Annotated in this window: 22 protein-coding genes and 1 tRNA gene; 14 read left to right on the top strand and 9 right to left on the bottom strand. The window is 54.8% G+C overall.

Annotation, left to right across the window (positions count from 1 at the left end):
* Nucleotides 1–120 precede the first annotated feature (120 nt).
* The 8 genes from thrS to ACN0XM_RS03910 all read left to right on the top strand — a co-directional run bounded on the left by thrS (nt 121) and on the right by ACN0XM_RS03910 (nt 7515).
* Entirely contained in the window at nt 121–2046 is a 1926-nt protein-coding gene (gene thrS, locus ACN0XM_RS03945; protein WP_417565618.1) for a threonine--tRNA ligase, read from the top strand.
* Nucleotides 2047–2048: 2 nt separating this feature from the next.
* Nucleotides 2049–2588: a translation initiation factor IF-3 gene (infC, locus tag ACN0XM_RS03940; protein ID WP_417566061.1), complete on the top strand. Its 540-nt coding sequence runs from the start codon at nt 2049–2051 to the stop codon at nt 2586–2588.
* 95 nt (nt 2589–2683) lie between these two features.
* Nucleotides 2684–2875: a 50S ribosomal protein L35 gene (gene rpmI, locus ACN0XM_RS03935; RefSeq protein ID WP_007151842.1), complete on the top strand. Its 192-nt coding sequence runs from the start codon at nt 2684–2686 to the stop codon at nt 2873–2875.
* A 49-nt stretch (nt 2876–2924) separates the two neighbouring features.
* Nucleotides 2925–3278, top strand: coding sequence for a 50S ribosomal protein L20 (rplT, locus tag ACN0XM_RS03930; RefSeq protein ID WP_099619021.1), 354 nt, complete (start codon nt 2925–2927; stop codon nt 3276–3278).
* A 151-nt stretch (nt 3279–3429) separates the two neighbouring features.
* Complete coding sequence (gene pheS, locus ACN0XM_RS03925) at nt 3430–4428, top strand: phenylalanine--tRNA ligase subunit alpha (RefSeq protein ID WP_417565617.1); 999 nt, start codon at nt 3430–3432, stop codon at nt 4426–4428.
* A gap of 62 nt (nt 4429–4490) precedes the next feature.
* Nucleotides 4491–6863, top strand: a complete 2373-nt coding sequence (gene pheT / locus ACN0XM_RS03920) for a phenylalanine--tRNA ligase subunit beta (protein WP_417565616.1) — start codon at nt 4491–4493, stop codon at nt 6861–6863.
* Nucleotides 6864–6866: 3 nt separating this feature from the next.
* Nucleotides 6867–7169: an integration host factor subunit alpha gene (ihfA, locus tag ACN0XM_RS03915; RefSeq protein WP_099619018.1), complete on the top strand. Its 303-nt coding sequence runs from the start codon at nt 6867–6869 to the stop codon at nt 7167–7169.
* On the top strand, nt 7150–7515 hold the full coding sequence (locus ACN0XM_RS03910) for a MerR family transcriptional regulator (protein WP_417565615.1): 366 nt from the start codon (nt 7150–7152) through the stop codon (nt 7513–7515). The genes ihfA and ACN0XM_RS03910 overlap by 20 nt, the downstream gene beginning before the upstream one ends.
* Nucleotides 7516–7582: 67 nt before the next feature.
* Here ACN0XM_RS03910 and ACN0XM_RS03905 read toward each other — a convergent pair whose 3' ends face one another.
* The 3 genes from ACN0XM_RS03905 to ACN0XM_RS03895 form a co-directional block, all read right to left on the bottom strand.
* The gene (locus ACN0XM_RS03905; protein WP_417565614.1) at nt 7583–7771 is read right to left on the bottom strand and encodes a DUF2892 domain-containing protein; all 189 of its coding nucleotides are present in this window, start codon (nt 7769–7771) and stop codon (nt 7583–7585) included.
* Nucleotides 7772–8021: 250 nt separating this feature from the next.
* Nucleotides 8022–8098, bottom strand: a tRNA-Pro gene (locus tag ACN0XM_RS03900).
* Between the two features lie 117 nt (nt 8099–8215).
* On the bottom strand, nt 8216–9859 hold the full coding sequence (locus tag ACN0XM_RS03895) for an FMN-binding glutamate synthase family protein (RefSeq protein ID WP_417565613.1): 1644 nt from the start codon (nt 9857–9859) through the stop codon (nt 8216–8218).
* Between the two features lie 253 nt (nt 9860–10112).
* On the opposite strand from ACN0XM_RS03895, the gene ACN0XM_RS03890 reads away from it, so the two are divergent.
* Nucleotides 10113–11705: a BCCT family transporter gene (locus ACN0XM_RS03890; protein ID WP_417565612.1), complete on the top strand. Its 1593-nt coding sequence runs from the start codon at nt 10113–10115 to the stop codon at nt 11703–11705.
* A gap of 62 nt (nt 11706–11767) precedes the next feature.
* Here ACN0XM_RS03890 and ACN0XM_RS03885 read toward each other — a convergent pair whose 3' ends face one another.
* The 4 genes from ACN0XM_RS03885 to ACN0XM_RS03870 all read right to left on the bottom strand — a co-directional run bounded on the left by ACN0XM_RS03885 (nt 11768) and on the right by ACN0XM_RS03870 (nt 15564).
* Nucleotides 11768–12715: an alpha-L-glutamate ligase-like protein gene (locus ACN0XM_RS03885; protein WP_417565611.1), complete on the bottom strand. Its 948-nt coding sequence runs from the start codon at nt 12713–12715 to the stop codon at nt 11768–11770.
* Nucleotide 12716: 1 nt separating this feature from the next.
* Nucleotides 12717–14234 (bottom strand): inactive transglutaminase family protein, encoded by a 1518-nt coding sequence (locus ACN0XM_RS03880; protein WP_417565610.1) that lies wholly within the window; start codon nt 14232–14234, stop codon nt 12717–12719.
* Nucleotides 14231–15028: an ATP-dependent zinc protease gene (locus ACN0XM_RS03875; protein ID WP_417565609.1), complete on the bottom strand. Its 798-nt coding sequence runs from the start codon at nt 15026–15028 to the stop codon at nt 14231–14233. Before ACN0XM_RS03875 ends, ACN0XM_RS03880 begins: the two co-directional genes overlap by 4 nt.
* 146 nt (nt 15029–15174) lie before the next feature.
* Complete coding sequence (locus ACN0XM_RS03870; RefSeq protein ID WP_417565608.1) at nt 15175–15564, bottom strand: hypothetical protein; 390 nt, start codon at nt 15562–15564, stop codon at nt 15175–15177.
* Between the two features lie 305 nt (nt 15565–15869).
* Between ACN0XM_RS03870 and rmuC the strand changes: the two genes are divergently transcribed.
* On the top strand, nt 15870–17483 hold the full coding sequence (rmuC, locus tag ACN0XM_RS03865) for a DNA recombination protein RmuC (RefSeq protein WP_417566060.1): 1614 nt from the start codon (nt 15870–15872) through the stop codon (nt 17481–17483).
* 5 nt (nt 17484–17488) lie between these two features.
* Nucleotides 17489–18343 (top strand): hypothetical protein, encoded by an 855-nt coding sequence (locus ACN0XM_RS03860; protein WP_417565607.1) that lies wholly within the window; start codon nt 17489–17491, stop codon nt 18341–18343.
* A gap of 1 nt (nt 18344) precedes the next feature.
* On the opposite strand, the gene ACN0XM_RS03855 is transcribed toward ACN0XM_RS03860, so the two are convergent.
* Complete coding sequence (locus ACN0XM_RS03855; protein WP_417565606.1) at nt 18345–19364, bottom strand: AraC family transcriptional regulator; 1020 nt, start codon at nt 19362–19364, stop codon at nt 18345–18347.
* Between the two features lie 197 nt (nt 19365–19561).
* Here ACN0XM_RS03855 and ACN0XM_RS03850 point away from each other — a divergent pair, with 197 nt between their 5' ends.
* From ACN0XM_RS03850 to ACN0XM_RS03840, 3 genes are all read left to right on the top strand, one after another.
* The gene (locus tag ACN0XM_RS03850; protein WP_417565605.1) at nt 19562–20683 is read left to right on the top strand and encodes a CaiB/BaiF CoA transferase family protein; all 1122 of its coding nucleotides are present in this window, start codon (nt 19562–19564) and stop codon (nt 20681–20683) included.
* A gap of 399 nt (nt 20684–21082) precedes the next feature.
* Nucleotides 21083–21847, top strand: coding sequence for a penicillin acylase family protein (locus ACN0XM_RS03845; protein ID WP_417565604.1), 765 nt, complete (start codon nt 21083–21085; stop codon nt 21845–21847).
* A 443-nt stretch (nt 21848–22290) separates the two neighbouring features.
* Nucleotides 22291–22719: a CoA transferase gene (locus ACN0XM_RS03840; protein WP_417565603.1), complete on the top strand. Its 429-nt coding sequence runs from the start codon at nt 22291–22293 to the stop codon at nt 22717–22719.
* Between the two features lie 225 nt (nt 22720–22944).
* Here the strand turns inward: ACN0XM_RS03840 and ACN0XM_RS03835 are convergent, their stop codons facing one another.
* Nucleotides 22945–25860: an Ig-like domain-containing protein gene (locus ACN0XM_RS03835; RefSeq protein ID WP_417565602.1), complete on the bottom strand. Its 2916-nt coding sequence runs from the start codon at nt 25858–25860 to the stop codon at nt 22945–22947.
* Nucleotides 25861–26167 lie beyond the last annotated feature (307 nt).

The following is a 26167-nucleotide window of genomic DNA, read 5'->3' as shown; positions in this document are numbered from 1 at the left end:
CCTGCCGGGTTTTTTTCTGTTAGACTTCGCCTCGAATCGGCCCGCGGTTTGTGTCGCGCTGCGCCGTCACCATGTGGTCTCTGGTATAGATCACCGCTGAGCAATCAACAGGAGCTTTCCATGCCCGTCGTAACCCTGCCCGATGGCAGTCATCGCAGTTTTGCCGAACCTGTAACCGTTCATGACGTCGCCGCCGATATCGGTGCCGGCCTCGCGAAAGCCGCCCTCGCCGGAAAGGTGGATGGCCGGCTTGTAGACACCAGCTACCGAATTGAAGACGATGCCGAGCTGGCCATTGTCACCGAGCGTGATGAAGATGGCGTCGATATCATCCGTCACTCCACTGCGCATTTGCTGGCAATGGCAGTCAAGGAGCTGTTTCCGGCAGCGCAGGTTACCATCGGACCGGTCATCGATAACGGCTTCTATTACGACTTCAAGTTCGACCGCCCCTTTACCAACGAGGATCTGGCGCGGATCGAGAAGCGTATGGAGGAGCTCTCGAAGCAGGATATTCCGGTTTCCCGGTCTGTTATGTCCCGGGAAGACGCCGTCAAACTGTTTGACGAGATGGGTGAAGAGTATAAGGTGCGCATCATCGAGGACATTCCTGGTGATCAAGACCTGTCCTTCTATCGCCAGGGCGACTTCATCGACCTGTGCCGTGGCCCCCATGTGCCCAGTACCGGCAAGCTGAAGGCGTTCAAGCTGACCAAGGTTTCCGGAGCTTTCTGGCGGGGCGACACCAGCAACGAGCAGCTGCAGCGTGTTTACGGCACTGCCTGGGGCAACAAGAAGGATCTGAAGGCGTACCTGAACCGCCTGGAAGAAGCAGAAAAGCGTGATCACCGAAAGGTTGGCAAGAAGCTCAACCTTTTCCACATGCAGGAAGAAGCGCCCGGGATGGTGTTCTGGCACCCCGACGGCTGGTCGCTGTACCAGCAGATTGAGCAGTACATGCGCCGTAAACAGCAGGAGCATGGTTACAAGGAAATCAAGACGCCCCAGGTGGTGTCTCGCAGTCTGTGGGAAAAATCCGGCCATTGGGACAAGTTCAAGGACGACATGTTCACTACCGAGTCGGAGAAACACGACTACGCCATCAAGCCCATGAACTGCCCTTGCCACGTTCAGGTCTTCAATCAGGGCCTTAAGAGCTACAAGGATCTTCCCCTGCGCCTGGCAGAGTTCGGTTCCTGTCACCGTAACGAGGCATCGGGCGCACTGCATGGCCTGATGCGTGTGCGTGGGTTCACGCAAGATGATGCTCACATTTTCTGCGAAGAGGACTCGATCCAGAAGGAAGTGTCGGCATTTATTGCAATGCTCCACGAGATTTACACCGATTTCGGATTTGCCGAGATTCTGTACAAGCTGTCCACTCGACCTGAGAAGCGGGTCGGTTCCGACGAAGTCTGGGACAAGGCCGAAGCTGCGCTGGAAGAGGCGCTGAATCGTGAGGGCGTGGATTGGGAGCTTTTGCCGGGCGAGGGTGCCTTTTACGGCCCTAAAATCGAATTCTCCCTGAAAGACTGTATCGGCCGGGTATGGCAATGCGGTACTATTCAGGTCGATTTTTCCATGCCGGGCCGCCTTGGCGCCCAGTATGTGGCAGATAATTCCGAGCGTAAGACGCCGGTCATGCTGCACCGAGCGGTACTCGGATCGTTCGAACGTTTCATCGGTATTCTGATTGAAGAGTACGAAGGCGCATTCCCCACCTGGTTGGCACCAACCCAGGTTGTGGTCCTCAATATCACCGATAATCAGCGTGATTATTGTCAGAATCTGGCGAAAAAGTGGGATTCTTTGGGCTTTAGGGTTAATGCTGACTTGAGAAACGAGAAGATCGGCTTTAAAATCCGCGAGCATACTATTAATAAAGTTCCCTTTTTGATTGTTGTCGGTGACAAAGAAATCGAGAACAACGCCGTAGCGGTGAGAACCCGCAAAGGTGAAGATTTGGGAACTATGTCGCTTGAAGCGTTCGAACAGCTATTGGCTGATGACATTCAACGCAAGGGCAGAACCAAAACGGAGATCTAATTATTAAACAGCGAGCGAATCGGGGTGGGCGCACACCTAAAGCGCCGATCAATGAGAATATTGACGCAACGGAAGTCCGTCTGATCGATGCCGAAGGCAATCAGGTCGGTGTCGTACCGATTGGAGATGCAATCAAGCAGGCAGAAGAAGCGTCTCTTGACCTGGTTCAGGTTACGGATTCCGATCCGATCGTCTGTAAGATAATGGACTACGGCAAGAAAATCTTCGATGAGAAGAAGGCCAAGGCGGCTGCCAAGAAAAAGCAGAAGCAAACGCAGGTCAAAGAGCTTAAGTTCCGTCCAGGAACTGAAGAAGGGGATTATCAGGTCAAACTACGCAACCTGGTACGTTTCCTTGAAAACGGGGACCGCGGCAAAATCACGATCCGCTTCCGTGGCCGTGAGATGGCACACCAGGAAATTGGTATGCAACTCATGCAGCGTATAGAAGCAGACATAGATGAGATTGCCCAGGTAGAGATGCGGCCGAAAATGGAAGGCCGGCAGATGACCATGATTGTGGCGCCCCGCAAAAAGAAGTGAACCTGATCGGGTGCTTGTCCCCCGCGCATGCGGGGGATTTGTCGTTCAGGGTCACATTATTGTTTACTTAAAAATAGAATGCGGAGTTTTAAAAAATGCCTAAGATGAAAACCAAAAGCGGAGCCACCAAGCGGTTCAAGAAAACCGCGACTGGCTTCAAGCACAAGCAGTCCTTCACCAGTCATATCTTGACCAAGAAGAGCCCCAAGCGTAAGCGTCAGCTCCGTGGTACCAAGCTGATTGCCAAGTCTGATGTGGCTTCCATCAAGCGTATGACAGCGTGCTGATTCAGCCGCTAACGATTCCTGCAAAGGTTTAAGGTAGAAGGATTAAAGTATGGCTCGTGTAAAACGTGGTGTGGTCGCACGCCGTCGTCACAAGAAGATTCTCAGTCAGGCCAAAGGTTACTACGGCGCTCGCAGTCGTGTATTCCGTGTAGCCAAGCAAGCGGTTATCAAGGCCGGTCAATACGCTTACCGTGACCGTCGTAATCGTAAGCGCGCTTTCCGCGCTCTGTGGATTGCCCGTATCAATGCTGGTGCCCGCGCCAACGGTCTGTCTTACAGCCGTCTGATCGCTGGCCTGAAAAAGGCTAACGTTGAAATCGATCGTAAGGTTCTGGCCGATCTGGCCATGAACGAGCAGCAGGCGTTTGCCGCTGTTGTCGAGAAGGCCAAAGCGTCCCTGTGATCGCTTAGCTCTTTCATCGATTACTGATCGATATGGGCGTCTCATGACATCATGATGACGCCTTCTGATAGGGGAAGGGCACGCTCTTCCCCTATTTTTGTTTCTGAAATTACGTTTTTAGCACTTCCATTTCTGGTTTGGAGCAGGGTCAATGGAAAACCTGGAGCAACTGGTTCAGGACGGTCTGGCGGCGGTAGACAAAGCTGACAGCCTGCAGGCACTTGATCAAATTCGAGTTGAATACCTTGGCAAAAAGGGTGTCATTACCCAGCAGGCCAAAACCCTGGGCAAGCTTTCCGCTGAAGAGCGTCCGGCGGCCGGCCAGAAGATCAACGAGGCCAAGGGGCAGGTGGAGCAAGCGATCAATGCCAGGAGAGGTGATCTTGAGCGCGCCGCCATTGAGCAAAAACTTGCCAGTGAATCCATTGATGTTACCCTTCCTGGCCGCGGCCAGGAGATTGGCGGTTTGCATCCGGTCACCCGCACCCTGCAGCGGATCGAGCAGTTTTTCTCGCGGGCCGGCTATACCGTTGAGCAGGGGCCGGAAATCGAAGACGATTACCATAACTTCGAAGCTCTGAACATTCCCGGGCACCATCCAGCCCGTGCCATGCACGACACCTTCTATTTCAACCCGGGCACGCTTCTGCGTACCCATACCTCGCCGGTCCAGATTCGCACCATGGAGGCTGGTCAGCCGCCGTTTAGAATGATCTGTCCGGGCCGGGTTTACCGCTGCGATTCGGACATGACCCATACGCCCATGTTCCATCAGGTGGAGGGTTTGCTGGTCGAGAAAAACGTCAGCTTTGCAGACCTGAAAAGCACGGTGGAGGAGTTTCTCCGGGTCTTTTTCGAGCAGGATCTTCAGGTTCGCTTTCGTCCGTCCTACTTTCCGTTTACCGAGCCCTCCGCAGAAGTGGATATTGAATGGGGTCGGGAAGCGGATGGCAGCGTCAAGTGGCTGGAAGTGATGGGTTGCGGAATGGTGCACCCCAAAGTATTCGAATATTGCGGGATTGATGCCGAGGAGTACCGGGGCTTTGCTTTTGGCATGGGTGTAGAGCGTCTGGCCATGCTTCGTTACGGCGTGAACGACCTGCGCATGTTCTTTGAAAACGATCTGCGTTTCCTGCGCCAGTTTCGTTAAAAGGGCAGCCATCAGGGCATTCAAACAAACAGGCAAAACCGCATCAGAACAAGGCAATAACCATGAAATTCAGTGAACAGTGGCTGCGCGAGTGGGTTAATCCGCAAATCGGTACCCAGGAATTGATGGACCAGATCACCATGGCGGGTCTGGAAGTGGACGGTTTTGAGCCGGTGGCAGGTCAATTTAGCGGCGTAGTTGTCGGTGAGGTGCAGTCAGTGCAGCCCCATCCGGATGCGGACAAGCTCCGGGTTTGCCAGGTCAGTGATGGTAAAGACAGCGTGCAGGTAGTTTGTGGAGCCCCTAATGTTCGGGAAGGCCTCAAGGTACCGTTTGCAGTGGTTGGTGCGGTGTTGCCCGGTAATTTCAGGATCAAGAAAGCCAAACTCCGTGGTCAGCCTTCAGAAGGTATGCTGTGCTCTGAGTCGGAGCTGGGGCTTTCCGAGAATCATGATGGCCTGATGGAATTGCCAGCCAATGCTCCGGTTGGTCAGGACGTCGCGGATTATCTCAAGCTGAATGATGTAACCATTGATGTGGATCTGACCCCCAACCGCGCCGACTGCCTTTCTATCAAGGGCATTGCCCGGGAAGTGGGTGTGCTTAATAGCTTGCTGGTAAAGGCCCCGGCCATAGAGCCGGTAGAAGCTGTGCATTCGGAAGTCCCGGATATACGTGTCGAAGCGCCGGCGGGCTGCCCGCGTTATCTCGGCCGGATTCTGCGCAATGTGAACCTGCAGGCTGAGTCGCCCCTGTGGATGCAGGAGAAGCTGCGCCGTTCCGGCATTCGTTCCATAGACGCCGCTGTGGACGTAACCAACTACGTGATGCTGGAGCTCGGTCAGCCGATGCATGCGTTTGACCGTGATGAAATTCACGGCGGTATCGTCGTGCGTATGGCCCGGGCCGGTGAGAAGCTGGTGCTGCTCGACGGCCAGCAAGTGGAGCTGACCCAGGGCACCCTGGTGATTGCTGATCATGAAAAGCCCATCGCCATTGCGGGTGTTATGGGCGGCGAGCATTCCGGTGTCAGTCCGAAAACCCGGGATCTGGTTCTGGAGTCGGCTTACTTCGATCCCATTGCCCTGGCCGGGAAGGCGCGCCATTACGGCTTGCATACCGATGCCTCTCATCGCTTCGAGCGCGGTGTGGATTACAAGCTGGCTCGAGAAGCCATGGAGCGTGCAACCCGGTTGCTGATGGATATTGTTGGCGGTGAGCCTGGTGAAATTGTCGAGGTCGCCAGCGATAATGATATTCCCGAGGATCGCGTAGTGGACCTCCGGTCCCGGCGCCTCAATGACGTCCTTGGCATGGAAATCGACCGCACTACTGTTGAGGAAGTCCTGACTCGGCTTGGCCTTAGGGTGGAGAAACTGCTGAAAGATGGGTGGCGGGTCAGCGTGCCCAGCTTCCGTCCGGACATCTCGATCGAAGAAGATCTGATTGAGGAAGTAGGGCGGATTTACGGTTACAACAATTTGCCGGTGACCGAGCCTACTGGTTCTCTTGGGCTGCGCCCGGAGAAAGAGGCTGTCCGCCCGGTATCGGCCATTCGCAACTTCTTTGTGGACCATGGCTACCAGGAAGCGGTGACCTATAGCTTTGTCGATCCAAAGGTGCAGCAACTGGTTGACCCGGCGCGTGAGGGTATCGCTCTGGCGAATCCAATTTCCTCCGATCTCTCGGTCATGCGCACCAGCCTGTGGAGCGGCCTACTGAAAACTGTGGCCTATAACCAGAACCGTCAGCAGCAACGCATTCGCCTGTTTGAGACAGGCCTTCGCTTCCTTCAGGAAGGTGAGCGTATTGATCAGCAGCCCATGCTTGCGGGCGTAGTCGTCGGTAACCAGTACCCAGAAAACTGGCTCAACGGTCGCAGAAATGCAGATTTCTTTGATGTAAAAGGGGATTTGGAAAGTCTGTTTCGTTTGCTGGGCATCGAAATCCATTTCGTTGGCAGTCAGCATCCGGCCCTGCACCCTGGGCAGACTGCTGAGCTTCTGCGGGACGGCGAACATGTCGGCTGGCTAGGCACGTTGCACCCACAAGTTCAGAAAAATCTTGAACTTAATGGCACGATCCTGATGTTTGAGCTATTCTTGAATTCGGTCGTTACCGGACATGTGCCTAATTTCAATGAAATTTCAAAATTCCCGGAAGTTCGACGGGATTTGGCTATTATTATCGGCAGCGATGTGGCGTTTGCGGATGTGGAGCGTGTAGCCAAAAAGCATGCCGGTGAGCGCCTGACAGCGTTACGCGCGTTCGATGTCTACGAAGGTGAGAGCTTGGGTGAGGGTAACCGGAGCCTGGCACTGAGCCTGTTCTGGCAGCATCCCGAGCGCACGTTGAACGAGGATGAAGTGCATTCGCTCTTCAGCGGTGTGATTGACGCATTGAAAGAAGAGCTGGGGGCAACACTGAGGAGTTGAGACATGACGGCTTTGACGAAAGCGGAAATGGCAGAGCGGTTGTATGAGGAATTGGGCCTGAACAAACGCGAAGCCAAGGAAATGGTGGAAGCTTTTTTCGATGAAATCAGAGGCGCTCTCAGCCACAATGAACAAGTGAAGTTGTCAGGTTTTGGTAACTTCGATCTGCGAGACAAAAAGCAGCGGCCGGGACGGAACCCGAAAACTGGGGAAGAGATTCCGATCAGTGCACGGCGTGTAGTTACGTTTCGCCCGGGACAGAAACTAAAGCAAAAAGTAGAAGCGTATGCTGGAACCCAGTCATAACAACGAACTTCCCGCGATTCCGGGAAAACGTTATTTTACTATTGGTGAAGTGGCGGATCTGTGTGCGGTAAAAGCGCACGTGCTGCGTTATTGGGAGCAGGAGTTTCCCCAGCTGTCGCCGGTCAAGCGCCGGGGCAACCGCCGCTATTATCAGCGGGCGGATGTGATCACCATTCGTCAGATTCGTAGTCTGCTCTATGATCAGGGATATACCATTGGTGGTGCCAAGCAGAAGCTCAGTAGCCACGAGGTAAAAGAAGACACCTCCCAATACAAACAGCTGATCCGACAGATGATCTCGGAGTTGGAAGAGGTGCTTGATGTCCTGAACGCGCCGGTTAAATAGAGCGCTTGCGGACCTGCCAAAAAACCGGGACAACGAATGTTGTCCCGGTTTTTTTATGCCGGCAGGATTATTGTTTCCTGCAAGTCTTGATGCCTAGCAGCGAGTAGGCTGGGCAAATGCCCACCAGTGCAGTAGCCAGAGGCACGATGCCAATCCATCCCCAGGGTGTCTGCGGGCCTACGAAAACCAATGCCAGAAGTGCTATGCCGACGATGGCGCGGATGATCCGATCAGCCGATCCCATATTGATACTCATAATCCATTCTCCTTTTTTGGCATGAGGCAACAATTCCGACTCTAACGCCTACCTGCTGAGCCGTTCAGTGATGAGGTCATACCACACAGTATATCTTACGAGAGAATTCGTTCACCGCGCCATAACGAGGTTGGCTAGGGGGGGGGAGTGGTCAGTCAGTTGGTGAGAGAACTGGAGCGCCGGGGCAAATTAGGGGTTTCCCGGATAATAAAAAGCCCGGGCCTTTCGACCCGGGCTTTTTATCGGAATCTGGTCGGGACGGTAGGATTTGAACCTACGACCCCTTGCACCCCATGCAAGTGCGCTACCAAGCTGCGCTACGCCCCGATTCGCTGTTGGCCAGAGTAGAAAACTTAAGAGTATTCTCAGTGGCTTAGCGGGAGCGAAGTCTACACCAGCCCTTAGGAAAAATAAACAGCCTTGGGCGATTTTGATGTCCGTTTTTTACCGCAGCTTGGTCTCCCGGAGTTTCACGATAAATTCGGGCGGTTCAAAAGAGTCAGGGCGGGCGCTTTCCCAGTATTTGTCGAAGACTGACTGGTTGGTTTTGCCTTCAAGCAGGGCCCCGGGCTCAAGGAAGGGAAAGAGATCAAGGTAGGAGTGTACCTCGGTTTTCGACACTCGCCGTACCACGTGTTCCGGGCCGAGTTCTGACGGATGCCGGAGGCCGGAAGCTTCAAGCAGATTCTGCAGGGCGTCCAGGGTGTTCTTGTGGTAGTTGTATACCCGCTGGCTCTTGTGCTCAACATCAAGCTTGTTACTGCGTCTGGGGTCCTGTGTGGCCACTCCGCTCGGACAGCGGCCGGTATGGCAGTTGAGTGCCTGAATGCAGCCCAGGGCAAACATATAGCCTCTGGCTGCATTGCACCAGTCAGCGCCGAGGGCCAGGGTGCGCGCAATATTAAACGCGGAGGTGATTTTGCCGGCTGCACCGATGGCAATCTCTTCCCGCAGGTTGGTTCCTACCAGTGTGTTGTGAACCAGCAACAGGGCTTCTGTCATCGGCATCCCCAGCCGGTTGATAAATTCCAGAGGCGCTGCGCCGGTCCCACCTTCGCCGCCATCCACAACGATGAAATCGGGTTTCCGGCCGGTCTGCAGCATGGCTTTGACGATGGCGAACCACTCCCACGGGTGCCCGATGGCCAGTTTGAATCCCACCGGTTTTCCACCGGACAATTCCCGCAGGTGGTCAATAAATTCCAGCAACTCCACCGGGGTTGAGAAGGCGGAGTGGCTGGCTGGGGAGACGCAGTCCTCGCCCACAGACACCCCACGGGCTTCCGCAATTTCCGGGGTGACCTTGGCGCCGGGCAGAATGCCTCCGTGGCCGGGTTTTGCACCCTGAGATAGTTTGAGCTCTATCATTTTTACCTGGTCCAGGGAGGCATTTTTCCGGAACATGTCCTCATTGAATGAGCCGTCTTTGTGGCGGCATCCGAAATAGCCGGAACCAATTTCCCAGACCAGGTCGCCCCCGGGAATACGGTGGTATCGGGAAATGGAGCCTTCGCCGGTATCGTGGTAGAACCCTCCTATTCTTGCGCCGGTGTTCAGGCTGAGGATGGCATTGGCCGATAGTGAACCGAAGCTCATGGCAGAGATGTTGAAGACGCTGGCGCTGTAAGGTTTCTCGCAGTTTTTTCCAATCAGGATCCGGAAGCCGCTGCTTGTCAACCGGGTTGGGGCGAGGGAGTGGTTCATCCATTCAAAACCCTCGTCATACATTCCCAGTTGTGAGCCGAAGGGGCGCTTGTCGAGAATATTTTTTGCCCTCTGGTATACGATAGAGCGTTGTTCCCGCGAGAAAGGGCGTTCTTCCGTATCCGACTGAATAAAATACTGCCGGATTTCCGGGCCAACGGATTCCAGGAGGTATCGGAAATTGGCCATGATCGGATAGTTCCGGCTAATCGTATGTTTGCGCTGTATGAGATCGTAGGTTCCCAGAGCGGCGAATGCTCCGAAAAGGACTGGGAACATATACCCGGCATCCAGTGTCAGTGCGATCAAAAGAGAACTGATGAAGCCGACAATGCTTAGGGCGTAAACGGTGTAGCGGAGCGGGAAGGTTTTCGTTTTTTCCATGTGTTCCTCAGTTTGTCCCGGATATTCGAGGGTTCTTGGATTTGCACGAGAGTATACCGGTACGTCCATAGATCTCTAATCGATTGGTCTCGTAAATGACTGGCCGGGTGAGGATGGTGGTCTATGCTTAAAGTCGATTTGCCACATTGGGGCGTCTTTGATGTTTTGACCTCAAAACATTATGATGTCGAGCTTGTAATGTTTGAACTCCGATTCTGAATAAACGACTTATCAACTCAGGAGGCGCCAAAACGTGGGCGACGTAGTTAAAGACGAATATCAGACGGATTACGTGGCCGGTCAGGACAATATAACTCCGTTCGGGCTGGATCTTCACGCACCGGTATTCCCGATTACGGCAATACTGGTCGTTCTGTTTGTAATAGGTACCCTGATGTTTCCCGGGCAGGCCAAAGAGCTGCTGGACGGTGCTAAATGGGACATCATCGCGACCTTTGATTGGTTTTTCCTGATCAGTGCCAACATCTTTGTTGTGGTGTGTCTGGCCCTGATCGTCTTGCCGATGGGCAAGATTCGCATTGGCGGTATGGATGCGAAACCCGAGTTTTCCACGATTTCGTGGTTTTCCATGCTGTTCGCAGCGGGCATGGGCATCGGCCTGATGTTCTGGGCGGTGGCAGAGCCAGTGGCGTACTACACAGGCTGGTATGAAACTCCGTTTAACGTCGCGGCTAACACCGCACAGGCGGAAAACCTGGCGATGGGCGCAACCATGTATCATTGGGGCCTGCATCCATGGGCGATCTATGCGGTTGTCGCCCTGTCGTTGGCTTTCTTTGCCTACAATAAAAACATGCCTCTGACGATCCGTTCGGCATTCTTCCCGCTGCTGAAGGACAGGGTCTGGGGGTGGCCAGGTCACATCATCGATATTCTGGCTGTCGTTGCGACGATTTTTGGTCTGGCGACGTCTCTTGGTTTCGGTGCCCAGCAGGCGGCTTCTGGTCTCAACTATCTGTTCGATACCGGGAGCGGTACCAACGTCCAGATGGCGATTATCGTGGGTGTTACGGCGTGTGCATTGATTTCCGTACTCCGCGGTCTGGACGGCGGCGTGAAGGTCCTGAGTAACATCAACATGGCCATGGCGGGTATTCTTCTGTTCTTCATTATTTTCGCCGGCCCGACGATGGCGATACTGGAAACTTTATGGGTAACTTCTTCGAGCTATGTCGGTAACATTGTTCCGCTGAGTAACCCGTTCGGTCGTGAAGACGAAGCCTGGTTTCAGGGTTGGACCGTCTTTTACTGGGCGTGGTGGATTTCCTGGTCACCGTTCGTTGGTATGTTTATTGCGCGCGTATCCAGAGGTCGTACCGTACGTGAGTTCGTCACGGCTGTGCTGATCGTTCCGACTGTTATTACCATTGTCTGGATGAGCGCTTTTGGCGGTTCCGCGCTTGAGCAGATTCGGCAGGGTATTGGTTCCCTGGCTGAAAATGGTCTGACAGAGGTACCGTTGGCCATGTTCCAGATGTTTGCGGACTTCCCGCTGACTGAAATCATATCCTTCCTGGCTATTATTCTGGTGCTGGTGTTCTTTATTACCTCTTCGGATTCCGGTTCCCTGGTTATCGACAGTATTACTGCCGGCGGCAAGACTGATGCGCCCACTGCTCAGCGTGTATTCTGGGTTGTGGCTGAAAGCGCCATCGCTGCTGCATTGATATTCGGCGGTGGTGAAGATGCACTCGGAGCCATTCAGGCGACGGCGATCAGCGCAGGACTGCCCTTTACGGTCGTTCTGTTGATTATGACTTGGGGTCTCCTCAAAGGCTTGAGTCACGAACGCAAGCTTCTGATTGCCAGAGGCGAAATGACGTGAGTGTTGGTTGAAATGAAAAAACCGGGGTTCAGGCCCCGGTTTTTTTATGCGTGTCGGAAAGGTCAATAGCTGGCGAACACTTCCATCGCGTGGCTGGCCCTCTCGCCAGGAGTGAAATGTGGCCGCTTGAGGCCCTCAATCGCCTGCAGACGGGGCAACAGGCCCCTGCCATTGGCCATCTGGATCGCCAGTCCCGGCCGGGCGTTGAGTTCAAGCAACAACGGGCCCTCGTTGGCATCGACCACCAGGTCCACGCCCATGTAGCCCAGCCCTGTTGCCTCGTAGCAACGTGACGCCATTTCCAGCATCTCCTCCCAGGCCTCTATGTTGATATTCTCCAGTGCCAGGCCGGTGTCCGGGTGGAGAGTAATCGGTCGATTGAACTGAACCGCATTCAGGCTTCGGCCGGTTCCGATATCCAGGCCAACGCCCACGGCTCCCTGGTGTAGATTGGCTTTACCGTCAGAATCGGTGGTGGCAAGCCTCAGCATCGCCATAACGGGATACCCCTGGAAAACAATAATCCGGATATCCGGCACGCCCTGGTGAGAATACCGGGCGAGGGAGGGTGCTGATTCCACCAGGCTTTCGACAATGGCCACATCCGGTGTGCCGGCCAGTGAATAGAGGCCGGCAAGAATATTGGTCAGGTGGCGTTCAAGAAAGGGAGCCTCTACCCGGGAGCCGGATGCCTTGACGTATTCCTCACCGTCGCGCCCGGTAATAACGGTGATGCCTTTACCACCAGAGCCCTTTGCTGGTTTGATGGCAAATCCCGCAAGCCCCTCCGCCATTTCCCGGAAATGGGAGATTTCATGCTGCTGGCGAACCACCTGAAGCAGCTTTGGGGTTTTAACACCGTATTCGGCAACCACCAGCTTGGTCTTCAGCTTGTTGTCCACCAGCGGGTAGGAGGAGCGCTCATTGTAGCGGGCGATGTAATCCACATTGCGCCGGTTCATATTGAGCATGCCCAGCCGGCTAAGCGCTCGCGGTGATATCCAGTCCATGTCAGTCGTAGACCTTCATTGGCGTGAATCGCTTCAGCTCGCTGAGTTTGTAGCCGGTGTATTGGCCCATCAGCAGTATCAGCCCCAGGATCACCAGGTGGAGCTCCGGGAAGTTGAACGTGAGGTGGCCGGCAAGAGGCGCGCTCATCAGCAGGTAGGCACTGATGGCGACAAACAGGCTACCCGTACCCTGAACAACGACCTCGCGTGCACCTTCCTCTTCCCAGAGTATGGACATGCGCTCGATGGTCCACGCGATAATGACCATCGGGAAGAATGTTACTGTCATGCCGGTGTTGAATCCCATCTGATAACCTATGATGCTCAGTCCGGCGGTGATGAAGATAACCAGAATAATCAGTGCAGATATTCGGGAAACCAGCAGCAGGTTGAGGCTGGACAGGTAGCCCCGCATTGACAGGCCAATCGCTACCACTGACAGGAAGGCAATCAGGCCCGGTATCAGGGTGGTCTGAACGAAGGCTACGGCGATCAGCACGGGCATGAAAGTACCAGACGTGCGAATGCCGATCACGATCCGCATAAAGGCGACCATGAGGGCGCCCAGGGGTAGCAGCAGGAGCATGCGGAACATGCTCTGCTCCTCAATAGGCAGCTCGTAGAAGCTCAGGAATCCCAGGCCATTGGATGTCGACTGCATGGTGGCAAGCTGCAAGGCCGGAACGGTTTGCCGAAGCATGGAAAAGCTGACTTCCGAGTTCTCTCCGCCGACCACGTCAAGCAGTGAGGCCGACCCCTGGCGCCATAGCAGCAGGTTTTCGGGCACACCCTGTTCCGCTGATTTCGGATTGAAGGTAAGCCATTGCCTGCCATTATAGATTTGCAGGTAGGGCATCAGCTGTTGCCGCCGACGGGCGTCTTCAAGGCGGAGTCCGTCGGCGATTCGCGCGGCAATGCCGGCGTGGTTCAGCATGTCGACCAGCAGGTCGAGATAGTTTTCTTCCGCGATCAGCAGTGTGGTGTTCTGTGTACGGGTGTCGGGCTGCATCAGGCGGATCAGCTCCCGCGTCATACTCTCCGGGGTACTGGAGCGGGCTTTGGCCTGATCCAGGATTTCCTGTACGGCGGTGGCCTCGGGCTCTTCCCAGAATACGCGCCGGGTCGTCGGCTCCCGGGTGGGTATGTCGGGCTGCGCTGTGGGATCCGGTACGAACTGTGCCTTGAAATACAGCGTTTGTGGTCCGGAGGCTTCGCGCTTGCTCCATTCCGCACGGCGGCTGCCGGCGCTGTTGATAATCGAGAAACCATATCCGGGCGATGCGGCCTGTTCAGACAGAATCTGGAAACCCGGCGGTTGTTGAGGGACGTTGAGGCTCGCTAATACCGGGCCATTGTCCGCGTCAAAATCAATTCTCGCCTCAACCATCCAGACCGGGCGTTGTTCGCCTGTAAGCCATGGGATGCCGAGTTCGATATGCCGCCAGACGGCAAGTGAAATGCCAGCAGCAATGAGCAGGAAGATCCCGACATAAAATGGAAGGCGAGACCGGGTGGTCATGAATCACTCCCGTTGCCGTTCCGGATGGACTCCGGTAACTCCGTGGCGTATTCCTTGCCAACGTCGATAAGCATGACGTCGCGCAGGATGTTCCTCCCGATAAGAACTTCATAGGTCAGATTCGTTCGGTCTGCGAGAGTGAACTCCGCCACCTGCTGATGGTCGCCGATAAAAAACTGCAACTCGACCACCACCCTCCGTTCCGCTTCTTCTGAGCTGGCCTGGATAACCCGGACCCGCCGGGACACTTCTTTTTCGAGGCTGACGAATTTATCGTTGCCGGGCACCGGAACATCAAATCGGACCCAATTGCTGCCATCGCGCTCAAAACGCGTGATATTGCGCGCGTCAATCGAGGAGGTTTCGGCGCCGCTGTCGATCCGGGCCTTGTAAATCAGCCCTGGCCCGGCGAGGTAGAAGTTCTCAACTTCACCCACGATGACTTTTCCCTTAAGGCGGTCTGCGCGACCCTTCGATATGTCTGTCGCCGGGCACGCCGCCTGTGCGGGTATGGGAGGACATTCGGGCTTTTCCACCTGGGTGGCGATGGCGTTCAGTATGGTGTTGGTAGCCGCACGATTCTGTTCAATCACTTGCTGGTGTCGAATGGAAGCGTTGTTCTCCATGGTAACCAGGGTTGCGCGCTGGCTTTTTACGGATGCTCCGAGCTCAGTCAGATTCGTCTTGGGAACCATAAAATAACGATCTGACGAGCATCCCGTCAGCAGGATGACGCCTGCAATCAGGGCAACGGGAAGCTTGAGCAGGCCAGCCCGAAAACGTTTAAAATCCATGAAGAACCCTCGAACCGGCAGCCTGTCACGCCTGGAATCAGGCAGCTGTGACGGTCTGTGCATGTAAATCCAAGTCAATACGGAGCGAGAGTATACAGCATCCGGTCTGTGCGGTTGATTTACAGATGGTTAAGGGGGAGTAGTGTTTACCGTGACAGGAAATGTTCTTCACCCAGGTCCGTCTCCGACCGGAGATATTCCTGAATGACTGGAGAACAATTCAGATAGAAAAGCAGCAACTCCCTTTGCACATCCTGGTCCTGAATCCGTGCCGCAAAACAGATCAGCTCCCGAACCCCCCCGTCGCTTTCATTCCGGCTTGAGGGCATTCCGAAACTCTTGCCATATCGGGACTTGAGGATTTTGGTCAGACGTTCCAGGTGAAACTCGCCCGTGTGAGTGATGTGAGGCAGTATCCGGAGCTCATCCCTACCGGCAGAGGAAGCATTGCCAAAAAAACTCCCGCAGCCCTCTTGCGTGGAGCAGTCTGTCTGAAAAAAATCCGCTCCGAGTTTTCGCCACAGTTCTTTCAGCATGTTCGGCTATCCGTTTCTGATCGGGTTCCAGTCGGGTGTGCGATTAATAAAAGGTAATAATTGCACGGACAAAGAACATTCTAACCTTTTAAACGATATTACGAGGGGCGTCCAGAGATGGATTTCAGCCCTTCACAATAGTGTTAAACAGTCGAGGTCCTTTTTTTCGCTGCCACTTCGAATGACGGCATCCCGGGCAAAAGGTTCCCTTCCTGAGGTAGACTGTCTTTCAGTTTCGATAACAGCGATCGATCAATGACTTACAAGGGGAGTGCTGTGCAGTGCCTGAAGCCATCACGGAATTGATGTTGTCCCGGCCTGACCTGATATCCGGGTTGATGGTTGTGCTTTTCGTTTCAGCAATTGTGCTGGCAGGGTTGCTGGCTAAATCGACAGCGGAAAAGCGAGGGATGACTCGGGAGGCTGATGAACTGGAGGTGGTCAAGGCCCTTCTTGAGAAGCAATTGAATGATTCCGAACACGAGCAGGCCATGGGTGCTCAGCGGGCCGAACAGCTTGAATATGCTGTCGCCGAACAGCGGGAAATGAATGTACGCATCGAACGTGATATCGAGCAGTGGCGACAACGGGCTTCGGGTCTGGAGAACCGGGTGGCGGCGCTGGAGTCAGACCTTGAAGGGCGAAAGCAGCGAATCGGACAGCTGGAAGATGAACGCCAGAACCTGCAGGCGAAAGCCGATGACCTTGGCCGGGAATTGGGCGAGGCCCGTGTTTCTCTGCGAGAGCAGGAAGTAACACTCGACAAGGAGCGTCGGTCCACCACCGAGAAACTGGAACTGCTGGAACGTAACCGCGACGCCTTGAAGCAGGAGTTCGAGAACCTGGCCAACAAGATTTTCGAGCAGAAAAGCGAGCGGTTCAGCCAGCAAACCCGAACCAGTCTCGATACCCTTCTGAATCCGTTCCGTGACCAGCTGCAGGACTTCCGAAAGCGGGTAGAAGACGTTTACACAAGCGAAACCCGGGATCGCCAGGCCCTGCGCAGTGAGATCAAATCACTTCAGGACCTGAACCGCCAGATCACCGAAGAGGCCTCCAACCTGACCCGGGCACTGAAGGGCGACAAGAAAATTCAGGGCAACTGGGGCGAGTTGATCCTCGAGCGGGTCCTGGAAAAATCCGGGTTGAGGAAGGGTGTGGAATACGATACCCAAGGCAGCTACCGGGACGGAGACAACCAGCTGTACCGGCCAGATGTGGTCGTTCACCTGCCGGACAGTCGGAACCTGATCGTTGATTCCAAAGTCTCGTTACTGGCCTACCAGAGGTGGGTGACCGAGGAGGAGGATTCCGAGGCAAGAGACGACGCCCTCAAACAACACGTTGACGCGGTAAGGACCCATATCCGAACCCTCAGCGAAAAAGATTACAGTCAGCTCCACGGACTGCATTCACCGGATTTCGTGCTGCTGTTCATGCCTATTGAACCGGCCTTTGTGGCAGCATTTCAGCAGGACGAGAACCTTTTCGCAGAAGCCTTTGATCGAAAGATTATTGTGGTAACACCCACTACCTTGCTGGCAACACTGAGAACCATTGAAAACATCTGGCGGTACGAGCGACAGAGCCAGAACGCCAGGCGTATTGCCGAGCGGGCCGGCGCAGTGTATGACAAACTACGGGTGTTCGTGGAAGCTATGGAGCGGCTGGGCAGCCAGTTGCACACGGCCCAGGGAACCTATGATTCGGCCATGAATAACCTGACCCGTGGCCGTGGTAATCTGATCTCCCAGGCAAATCGCTTTGTTGAGCTTGGTGTTCGGGTTAAAAAGGAATTGCCTAAAGCGATCATGGATCAGGCCGAAGTGGACGACGGTGAGGAATCCGATATCGCTGATGACAATGATCTGCCTGATATTGAAGAGCAGGCGATTGGCGCAGACAACCAGCAGGAGTAAATGCCATGGCAGTATTGTTTGAAACAGGTCGCCGTTTGGCACGTGGAGCTGTCCTTGCATCCGTGCTTCTGGCCGGACAGGTGCTGGCGCTGGCGCCAGAGCACGAAACCCGCCGGCTCATGCTGGCAACGGACGAGGCGGTGGTGGCTGAAAAATGGGGTGAGGCCGCCGAGTACCTGAACCGTTTGCAGCAACTGGAAGGGGAAAAGCCGGTCGATTACTACTTCTACCGTGGCCGGGTGATGCTACAGGCATCCCATCTCAATGAGGCTCAGTCGGCTCTGGAGAGTTACGTCACCCGTGCAGGTGCCGAGGGTTCTCATTATCAGGAGTCCCTGAAGCTGATTACCGATATTGAAAGGGCAAGAAAGGAAAGTGCTCTTGCACCTCAGGGCAACGGAGAGCGGGAGAGGGTTGCAGTAATCGAGCCAGCAGGGGACGGTCGAGTAGCGTCCCTGCGCAAGCTCTACCTTACGGATTCGGACCGGGAGGCACTCACTCTGCACATCAACAGCCTGCTGGAGCTTTCGGGCTGGCGGGGTGATCAGACGGTGGTCAGACTTGACCGGCCGGCCGATGTGGAATATCGCCTGACTACCCAGGGCAGCGACATCCAGATTCAGGAAATCAGGCGCGGTGACGACGGGCGAGTTATGCGCAGCACCGAGCCGATGTCGGTTTTTGGTATTAATCCGAGAGTGGAGTGGCGCTGTGAAGCAGCGATCTCAACCTGTTGGGTTTACGACCCAAGGGATGGCTCCCGGCTGTTCCAGCTTGCCTTGAACCGGGATCAGACTCAGGAAATTGCAGACACGTTGGGGCATCTGATCCGTACCGTTCAGGCGCCATCGGATTCCTGATTCAGCTCGTCAGGTTTCCGCGCTCACCCTCCCGGTAGGCGCCGGGCGTTACTCCGGTCCACTTCTTGAAGGCCCGGTGAAAGGTTGAGGGTTCGGTAAATCCGACCTTGGCTGCGATATCATTAATGGGCAGTTCCTGTCGGCTCAGGTAGTAGATGGCCATGTCCCGGCGCAACAGATCCTTGATCTCCTGGAACGAGGTGTTTTCCTGCTTCAGCCGGCGCCGGAGCGTCTGCGGGCTGGTGTGCAACTCTGCCGCGATCCATTCAAAGTCCGGCAGCGGTTTCGAGAAATCCCGGCCAATGAGCGCGCGAATTCGTCCGGTAAACGTGTTGCTCTCATCCGGACGGGACAACAAATCTGCCGGAGAGGTTTTCAGGAACTGCCGCATTTCCGGCTTGTCCCGGATGACCGGAGCCGACAGGAAGCGCTTGTCGAAGGCGAGGGCAGTCTTGTCCGACTCGAAGGCCAGCGGGCAATGGAAGATGTGTCTGTATTCATCACCATGCGCCGGACGGGGATAATCAAACTCCGCTTTTTCCAACTCGATCGGCTGCCCTATCAGCCAGCTGCCCAACCGGTGCCAGATCACCAGAATGCTTTCCCGCAGGAAAAAACTGGGGTCGTGAATTTCGCCCTCAATCCGAGTCACCAACTGCGCCTTGTCTTCCCCGACTTCGAGCTCCATGGCTACCATGGGCTCAAACAGGCGGGAAAACTGGAAAGCTTGCCGATACACCGACTCCAGGTTCGGGCAGTCCATCACCAGCGCGCACATGGTTGCAAACGTTCCGGTCCGGGCCCGTCTGGGGCCGAGCCCCATGAACTCGTCGCCCATCCGGTTCCAGAGCACCTGCATCAGGTGGCTGAACTGATCGCTGCTTACCCTGGCCATCTCGATACGCAGGAGATCCGGAGAAATACCCGCTTCCAGAAGCATTTCGCGGGTATCAAAACCAAGTCTCTCGGCACCCACGAGGGCGGCCTGAACAAAGTGCCTTGAAACCGTCAGATCAGACATCGTATTCGCCATTCCATGAAAACGAGCCCCATCATAAAACCCCCGTGGAACAATGCAACCGACGCCGTATCAACAGGATGGACGAAACGGCCAATAGGAATGACCGAAGCAGTAGTTGGCCTCACGTGCAAAACCGGGCAGCATGATAGAGATAACAACGAGTAGTGGAACCACTCTCATAACAAAAGGAGATCATCATGGCCGGTCCACTGACCTCACTGAAAGTTCTGGACTTCAGCACCTTATTGCCTGGCCCCTACGCCACCATGTTACTGGCGGATATGGGTGCGGAGGTGTTGCGCATAGAGGCGCCAGACAGGGTGGACCTGACCCGGGTGATGCCTCCCCACGATGCTGGCGTGAGCACCGCCCACGGCTTTCTGAGTCGCGGCAAGAAGTCACTGGCGCTCAATCTTAAGGAAGAGGGCAGCGCAGACAAGGTGCTGGCGCTGGTGAAAGACTTTGACATCGTGATCGAGCAATTCCGGCCTGGCGTGATGGACCGCCTTGGCATCGGGTACGAAGCCCTCAAAGCCGTAAATCCGAGCCTTATCTACTGTTCCATTACGGGCTATGGCCAGACCGGCCCTTATAAGGACCGCGCAGGCCATGACATCAATTATCTCTCCCTGGCCGGCGTCAGTAGCCACTGCGGCCGCGCGGACAGCGGCCCGCCTCCGATGGGAATACAGATTGCCGATGTCGCTGGCGGCTCCCACCATGCTGTGATGGGCATCCTGGCGGCGGTGATCCATCGACAGCAAACCGGGGAAGGTCAGTATGTGGATATCAGCATGACCGATGCCGCCTTTGCCCTGAATGGCATGTCCGGCGCCGCCTGCCTGGCTGGCGGGCAGGAACAGAAGCCGGAGAGCACGTTGCTCAACGGTGGCTCCTTCTACGATTATTATCAGACCAGCGATGGCCGCTGGCTATCGGTTGGCAGCCTGGAACCCCAGTTCTCTGCCCGCCTGTGCGACACCCTTGGAATGGCCGACATGAAAAGCTACACCCTGAGCCAGAAGCCTGAGCACCAGCAAAAGCTGAAAGTGGCCCTGAAAGAAAAGATTGCTGCGAAAACCCTGGCCGAGTGGCAGGAGATTTTTGCCGACCAGGACGCTTGCGTGGAACCGGTTCTGACCATCTCCGAGGCTGCGGAGCACCCGCAGCTGCAGGCAAGGGAAATGGTGATTGGAGTGGACCGGGGTGACGGTACCAAACAGAGGCAGATCGGGTTCCCGATCAAGTTCGAGAAAACGCCGGCGGCAACGACCCGGATTGGGAAAATGCTTGGGGCGGATAACGAGGAATATCTTTGATGCGCATCGCGTAAAAACTGTGCCGTTTTTCTGACCTTAAGCCAAGGGTCTGCTAGCTCTATAAGTATCATCAGTAACGGTGATCCAATAGAAAACGAGAATCAAGGATGATGTGTGACCGCTCCGGCCGAGCTTTCGGTCTTGCCATGCTGCTTGCTGAAGGTACGGTGCTGGCGGCGGGTCTTGAGGCCAAGCTTGAAACCCATGCTGATTCGTTCGGATTGGGTCCAGAATTCGAACAGCAGCTACTGGTCCACCAACCCCCTCAGAGTTCCTGACTGGATTCTTCCCTCTGTTCGGCAACGAGAAAGCGCCCATTAGTCCCCGTACCCGGTTGGGTATCAAGATGCTCCAGAACCCTATGGCCCCGGGTTTCCCGGATGCGCCGCTATTGGTTTGATGAGCGTAAACGACCCTGATCTGTCACCCTGGTGCCAAGCACTGCAAGGTTGGGATGGACTATACAACCGCGATAGCTTGGGCGCTCATATCTTACGGGTCTTCATGGCAAACTATATTGACGAGCTAGACATAGACCTGACCATACCTTTCAACCCGGCAGACCCGGTGAGCACGCCCGCCAATCCTTCCCAGGAGAACGCGGGTACCGCGAGCGATACCATGCTGCAGGCTCTTGCTAAAGGGGTGAGTGCTCTGCAATCTCAGGGGATTGCTCCTACCGAGCCACTGGGTGATCTCCAATACTTTCGGGCCTCTGGTGGGGTGGTGCCCGGAAGTGGCGGAATGCCGGTTTTCCAGACTCAGCCAATTCCCTGGCACGGTGGTGATGGCAATATCGAAGGTGCCTTCAACGCCACCGGCGTGGTTACCAGCGAATTTGCCGAGGATACCTGGTTCCCACGAATTGCCCCGGAGGTGATTGATAACACTGCCGGCCTGTCTGATGGCTCAGGGGGTATAGACGGCTGGTTAATGGCCCGGGGTACCAGTTGGCACTTCGGGCTTGAGTTTACCAACCATGGCCCGGAGGCCTACGGGCTTGTCAGTTACAGTCAGTCTAGCGATTCGATGTCAGATTACTTCCTTGATCAGAGCAAAGCCTACAGCAACAAGCGATATATGAAATTGTTGTTCACAGATAGGGAAATTGAGCAGAACCTGACACTTGGTGAGGAAGAGATTATAACCTATTTTAAATACTGATAAGACTCGCGAAACTTGAAGTAGATGAAAAGGGGACCTAGTGGGCGTTTTTTTATTGGTCATTCTGTTTGATTAGTTTGCCGGGCTCATTACCAATCAATGACATGGACTGGGGCATGCAGACATATCTAGCCTTAGAAATGAGTAGATTTGGAGTCGAATGCTAGAAACAAAAAACCCGACCTAGGTTGGGGCTAGTCATTTCCGGCTGACCAGTTTTAGTTTTGGTCCAGTGCCTGTGGCAGGGTCTCACTTCCCCGAGGGAAGCGCTGGTGGCAGCAGCTACGTCATGGATCATCTCGGGATCGATTATGAAACGCTGAAAGCCATCAATCCGAGACTCATCTACTGAGCCATTACCGGTTTCGGCCCGACCGGCCCCTAACCGGACCGGGCAGGCCACGACATCAATCACCTCGTGTTGGCCGGGGTGAACAGCCACTGTGGTCGCTCTGACAGCGTGCCCCCCCCCATTGGGTGTGGACGTTGCTGGTGGTTCGCACCATGCTGCCATGGGCATCCTCGCCGCCGTCGTGGAGCGGCAACAGACCGGAGAAAGGCAATTTGTGGATATCAGCATGACCGATGCGGCCTTTGCGTTGTGCGCCATGTCCGGTACTGCCTGTCTTTCTGGCAGGAGCAGGTGCCGAGACGGCGCTGCTGAATGGTGGGCGTTCTACGACTACTATCGAACCTGGGACAATCGCTGGTTGTCTATCGGTAGCCTGGAACCCCAGTGTTCTGCGCGTCTTTGCGACACGCTTGGGTTGGGTGAGATAAAGGATTTTGCTCTGAGCCAGAACCCCGAGCATCAACAAAAGTTGAAGGCGGCTTTGAAGGAAAAAATCCTGGATAAGACGTTCGCGGAGTGACAGGACATATTTGAGGGTCAGGACACCTGTGTGGAGCCTGTGCTGACCATTTCCCAGGCGGCAGAGCATCCGCAATTGAGGGAAGATGGTGATTGAGGTGGATCGTGGGGATGGGATTGGGCAGAGGCAGATCGGAAGTCCGATCAAGTTTAATACTTGGTGTGGCAGTCAGAAGTTATTGATTATTGGGTGGGAAGAAGAAGGGGCCTTGCGGCCCCTTTCTCATTAGTTGCTTTCTACCACTGTGCTGTTCGTGACGGAGATCGTACCGCTGGTAAACAACTCTGCGATCTGATCAACCATTTCTTGAAACACAGCGCCGTTGTCTGCAGAGACTGGTGTTCCGTGCGAGCCTGCAGTGAAGCGGGTCACAGCTGGCAACGCGCCATCAGCACTCGGGGTGGCTCCAATTTGAGCGATGGTTGGCTCGGTTCCAGCCAAGGGTGCAGGCAAGCTATCGATTACAAAGCCATTGCTAAGCGTAAGCTCCAGCGGGCCTTGTCCATAAAGGTCCGCATCTGCTGCGTTGGGGATAGTTTGGTCTGACGGGTTGTCCGAAGTGCCATCACCGACGATTTCCGTAAGCAGTATGTTGAAGGAAGATAGCGAGTCACCAAAGTTGACGGGATCAGTCGAGTCAATCAGGCCTTGGAGTACCGCGAAGTAGGTCTCCAAAGAAGATGAGCCCTGGACCAGTACGCCATCGGATGCAGCCGCAAGTCCGGCTAGAATGGCGGGAGCGCCGAAGCTTGTGCTTGGTGAGTTCTCAAGGAGTTTGGTCACGCCACCACCAGAGTTCAACACTGCAGCTGCCTGAATTGGCGGCAAATCCTCGTTAACGGTTCCAATATCACCCGCCACCGAGTTGTTTACTGACACGAATGGCAGGCCGTTGACGCCGCCAAGAGAATGTCCGACAAAATAGACTCTGTTCGGATCTAAGTCTGCACCGTTTGCGACCCCATCAATGTCCAGCCCCTCAATCGACGCGTTGAGGTTGAGCAGGTCGAGTACGCCCTGGCGAAGGTTATCGCGACTGTTTGCGAAATTGCTCAGGTTAATAAACAAACTGCCCGATGCCTCTGCGCCGTCAGGCAAGGCTGACATAGGTGTGGGTTCCAGCTCAGCGTTGGCTGAAAAGTTGAAGTGACGCTCGGTTGCGCCAGCGGAGGCGCCTGGAGTCACCGTTCCGCTTTGATTTTTGATCATCGAAAGGCCCGGGACGACGCTGCCTGTAGGAACGACACCATGGAGCGGCTGGTCGATTGCGATGGTGGCGAAGCAATCGTTACCGGAGGCGGTCCAGGTCAATGGGTTCTCTGGTGTTTCGCCAGTGTCTACACAGGCGAAAGAGAGCGCGTTAGCAAGTGGCAATGTCGCGGATCTATCGGTCGTGATGCCGTGTTGGTAGATGATGACGGGCCAGCCATCTAAAGGCTTTGTTATGCCGACCGCAGCCGTGGCTGCAGCATTGGGATAGGTGACGAGAACGGGAACCGTTGTTTCACCAATTTCTCCGGCAAACGGAAACCTATAAGTGATTTTATCTGAGGGCGCTACAACTTCTGGCAAACTACCACCGGGAGGACTTTGCAGGTTGTCCGCTTGGTTGGTGGTCCAATTGGAAGTTCTAATCACTGAGCCATTAGTGTTGTCTGCTGGGATCTCAAGGAAATAGGGCAGGGTGATGTCTCCCTGAGACACCTTCGCAGGCGCACGGAGTGCAGGGTTGATCGAGCTCGCATCTTCGTCCGTCGAGTAGAAGTTAACGGCGCGAGCTTGTGGCGCTTCGAGGACGCCGAGTGTGTTCACGAAACCGCCCTCTACTGCTGTTGCTTGGCCAGCAATAATAGCACCTTTAACGTCGATGGCTGCTTGTGAGGCTGCTGTTTGCAGTGCAAAAGCCAGAGTAGTGTTCAGCTCTCCATCAGAGGAAACCGCAACGTCTTTGTATGTCAGCGTGACGGCTCCCGCGTTTGCGCTGGAGAGAGTCGCAGCTAGGTCCGCATTGAAAAGTCGGAATTGGTTTGCTGGATCGGTCAATAACTCATAAATCCGGGTGTTGATATTGGAGTCACCTGGCTCGGTTGAGCTCGTCCCTTGGTCAGTCAGGTTAAAAGTTCCGTCAATTAATTTGCTGATCGCGTCTTGCCGAGCGTCAATTCTTTGGCTGTTTTCGAAGAACTTTCTGGGGGCGGCGTTCGCAGTAAGAACATCTTCAACGCCCGTAGTCGTAAATGTCATCGAGAATACGATGTCATCTTTAGACGGTGCAGTTGCTTCAACGCCTGCCTTATCAAAGACTGATTGCATAAAGCCGAAGTAACCCGCTGCCAGCGTCTCCCAGTTCAAAATGGCATTCCGGAATGGTGCTAAATCAGGGGTACCTAATGGCTCATTCGGATTTGAGTAGTTCTGGTAGGAGGGCGAACCGACGAGCGGTTCGCCGCTAGCATCCTGTACACCGTTTGTCACAACCACCAGGTATTTGGTTTTCGGCTCAAGCGGAGTAATCGGGTTGATGCGAATTACATTGTTGACGCCCTCGTCCAGAGTAATGATTTCGGCTCGGGCAACGGGCATGGCCAATTTACTAAAGATACTGGTTGCTGTGGCGGTCTGGCCAGCGGCTAATAGCCCTGCCGCAACCTGGTAATTCACTGCCCCAGCAAAGCTTGGAATCTCACCTTTAGCAGACGCCAGCGGATCCTGGCCCGGATACTCCAGTGGCAGCAAGAACACGTTCTGATTTGGATTCGGTATGACTGAGCTGCCTGCAGTAACGAAGCTCCTAGCATCCAGTTTCTGGTTTGCATCCAAGCTACCGGAAATTTTGATGTCAAAAGCTGATGCGACGGAATTGCCGTCCATAAACCCTATGCCGGTAGTCACTGGGTTTTCTGGGTCAGTCCCATCGACCATAGTCCCATCGCCTGCTGTTTCAAGAGCAAAAAGAATGTCATTCGGAACAGGGAATTGTCGTGAAACGCCGTTAAACAGAGGCCATGTCTTACCATCAATGGCTGGGTTACTAATCTTATAATCCGGATTAGCATTCGCCCCCGTCTCGCCACTGTCAAAGCAGCCTGTAAGCCCTAGGGAAGACGCCACGGCAAGACTTATTAGAGTTTTCTTGAACATGGGTGGAACCTTTTCCTGTTGTTGTGTCGTTATGTTCGGCAGCTGACGGGGCCGGTCTGATCCGGTAAGCCCGATGTCAGTGGCCTGTTCTGCTAAAACTGTTGTCTGAAATTGTAGCCAGCGCTTTTAGCCAATTTCTGTATCTATGACTATAGCGACAGTATGGCCAGTGTTGATCAGCCAAAAGTGTGATTCTGGTGGTTTGAATTCTCCCCGCACGGTTGGAGACAGGCTTTTGTGAAAAATAGTTGGCGGTTAACGGTTTGTCGAGCCCGCGGGGCCGGTAACTTCCCTGTTTTTGCTCAAA

Source organism: Marinobacter sp. (assembly GCF_048269445.1).
In the GTDB taxonomy this organism is placed as follows: Bacteria; Pseudomonadota; Gammaproteobacteria; order Pseudomonadales; family Oleiphilaceae; genus Marinobacter.
Note: the sequence above shows the minus strand (reverse complement) of the source record. Positions and strands in the feature narration are given on the sequence as shown.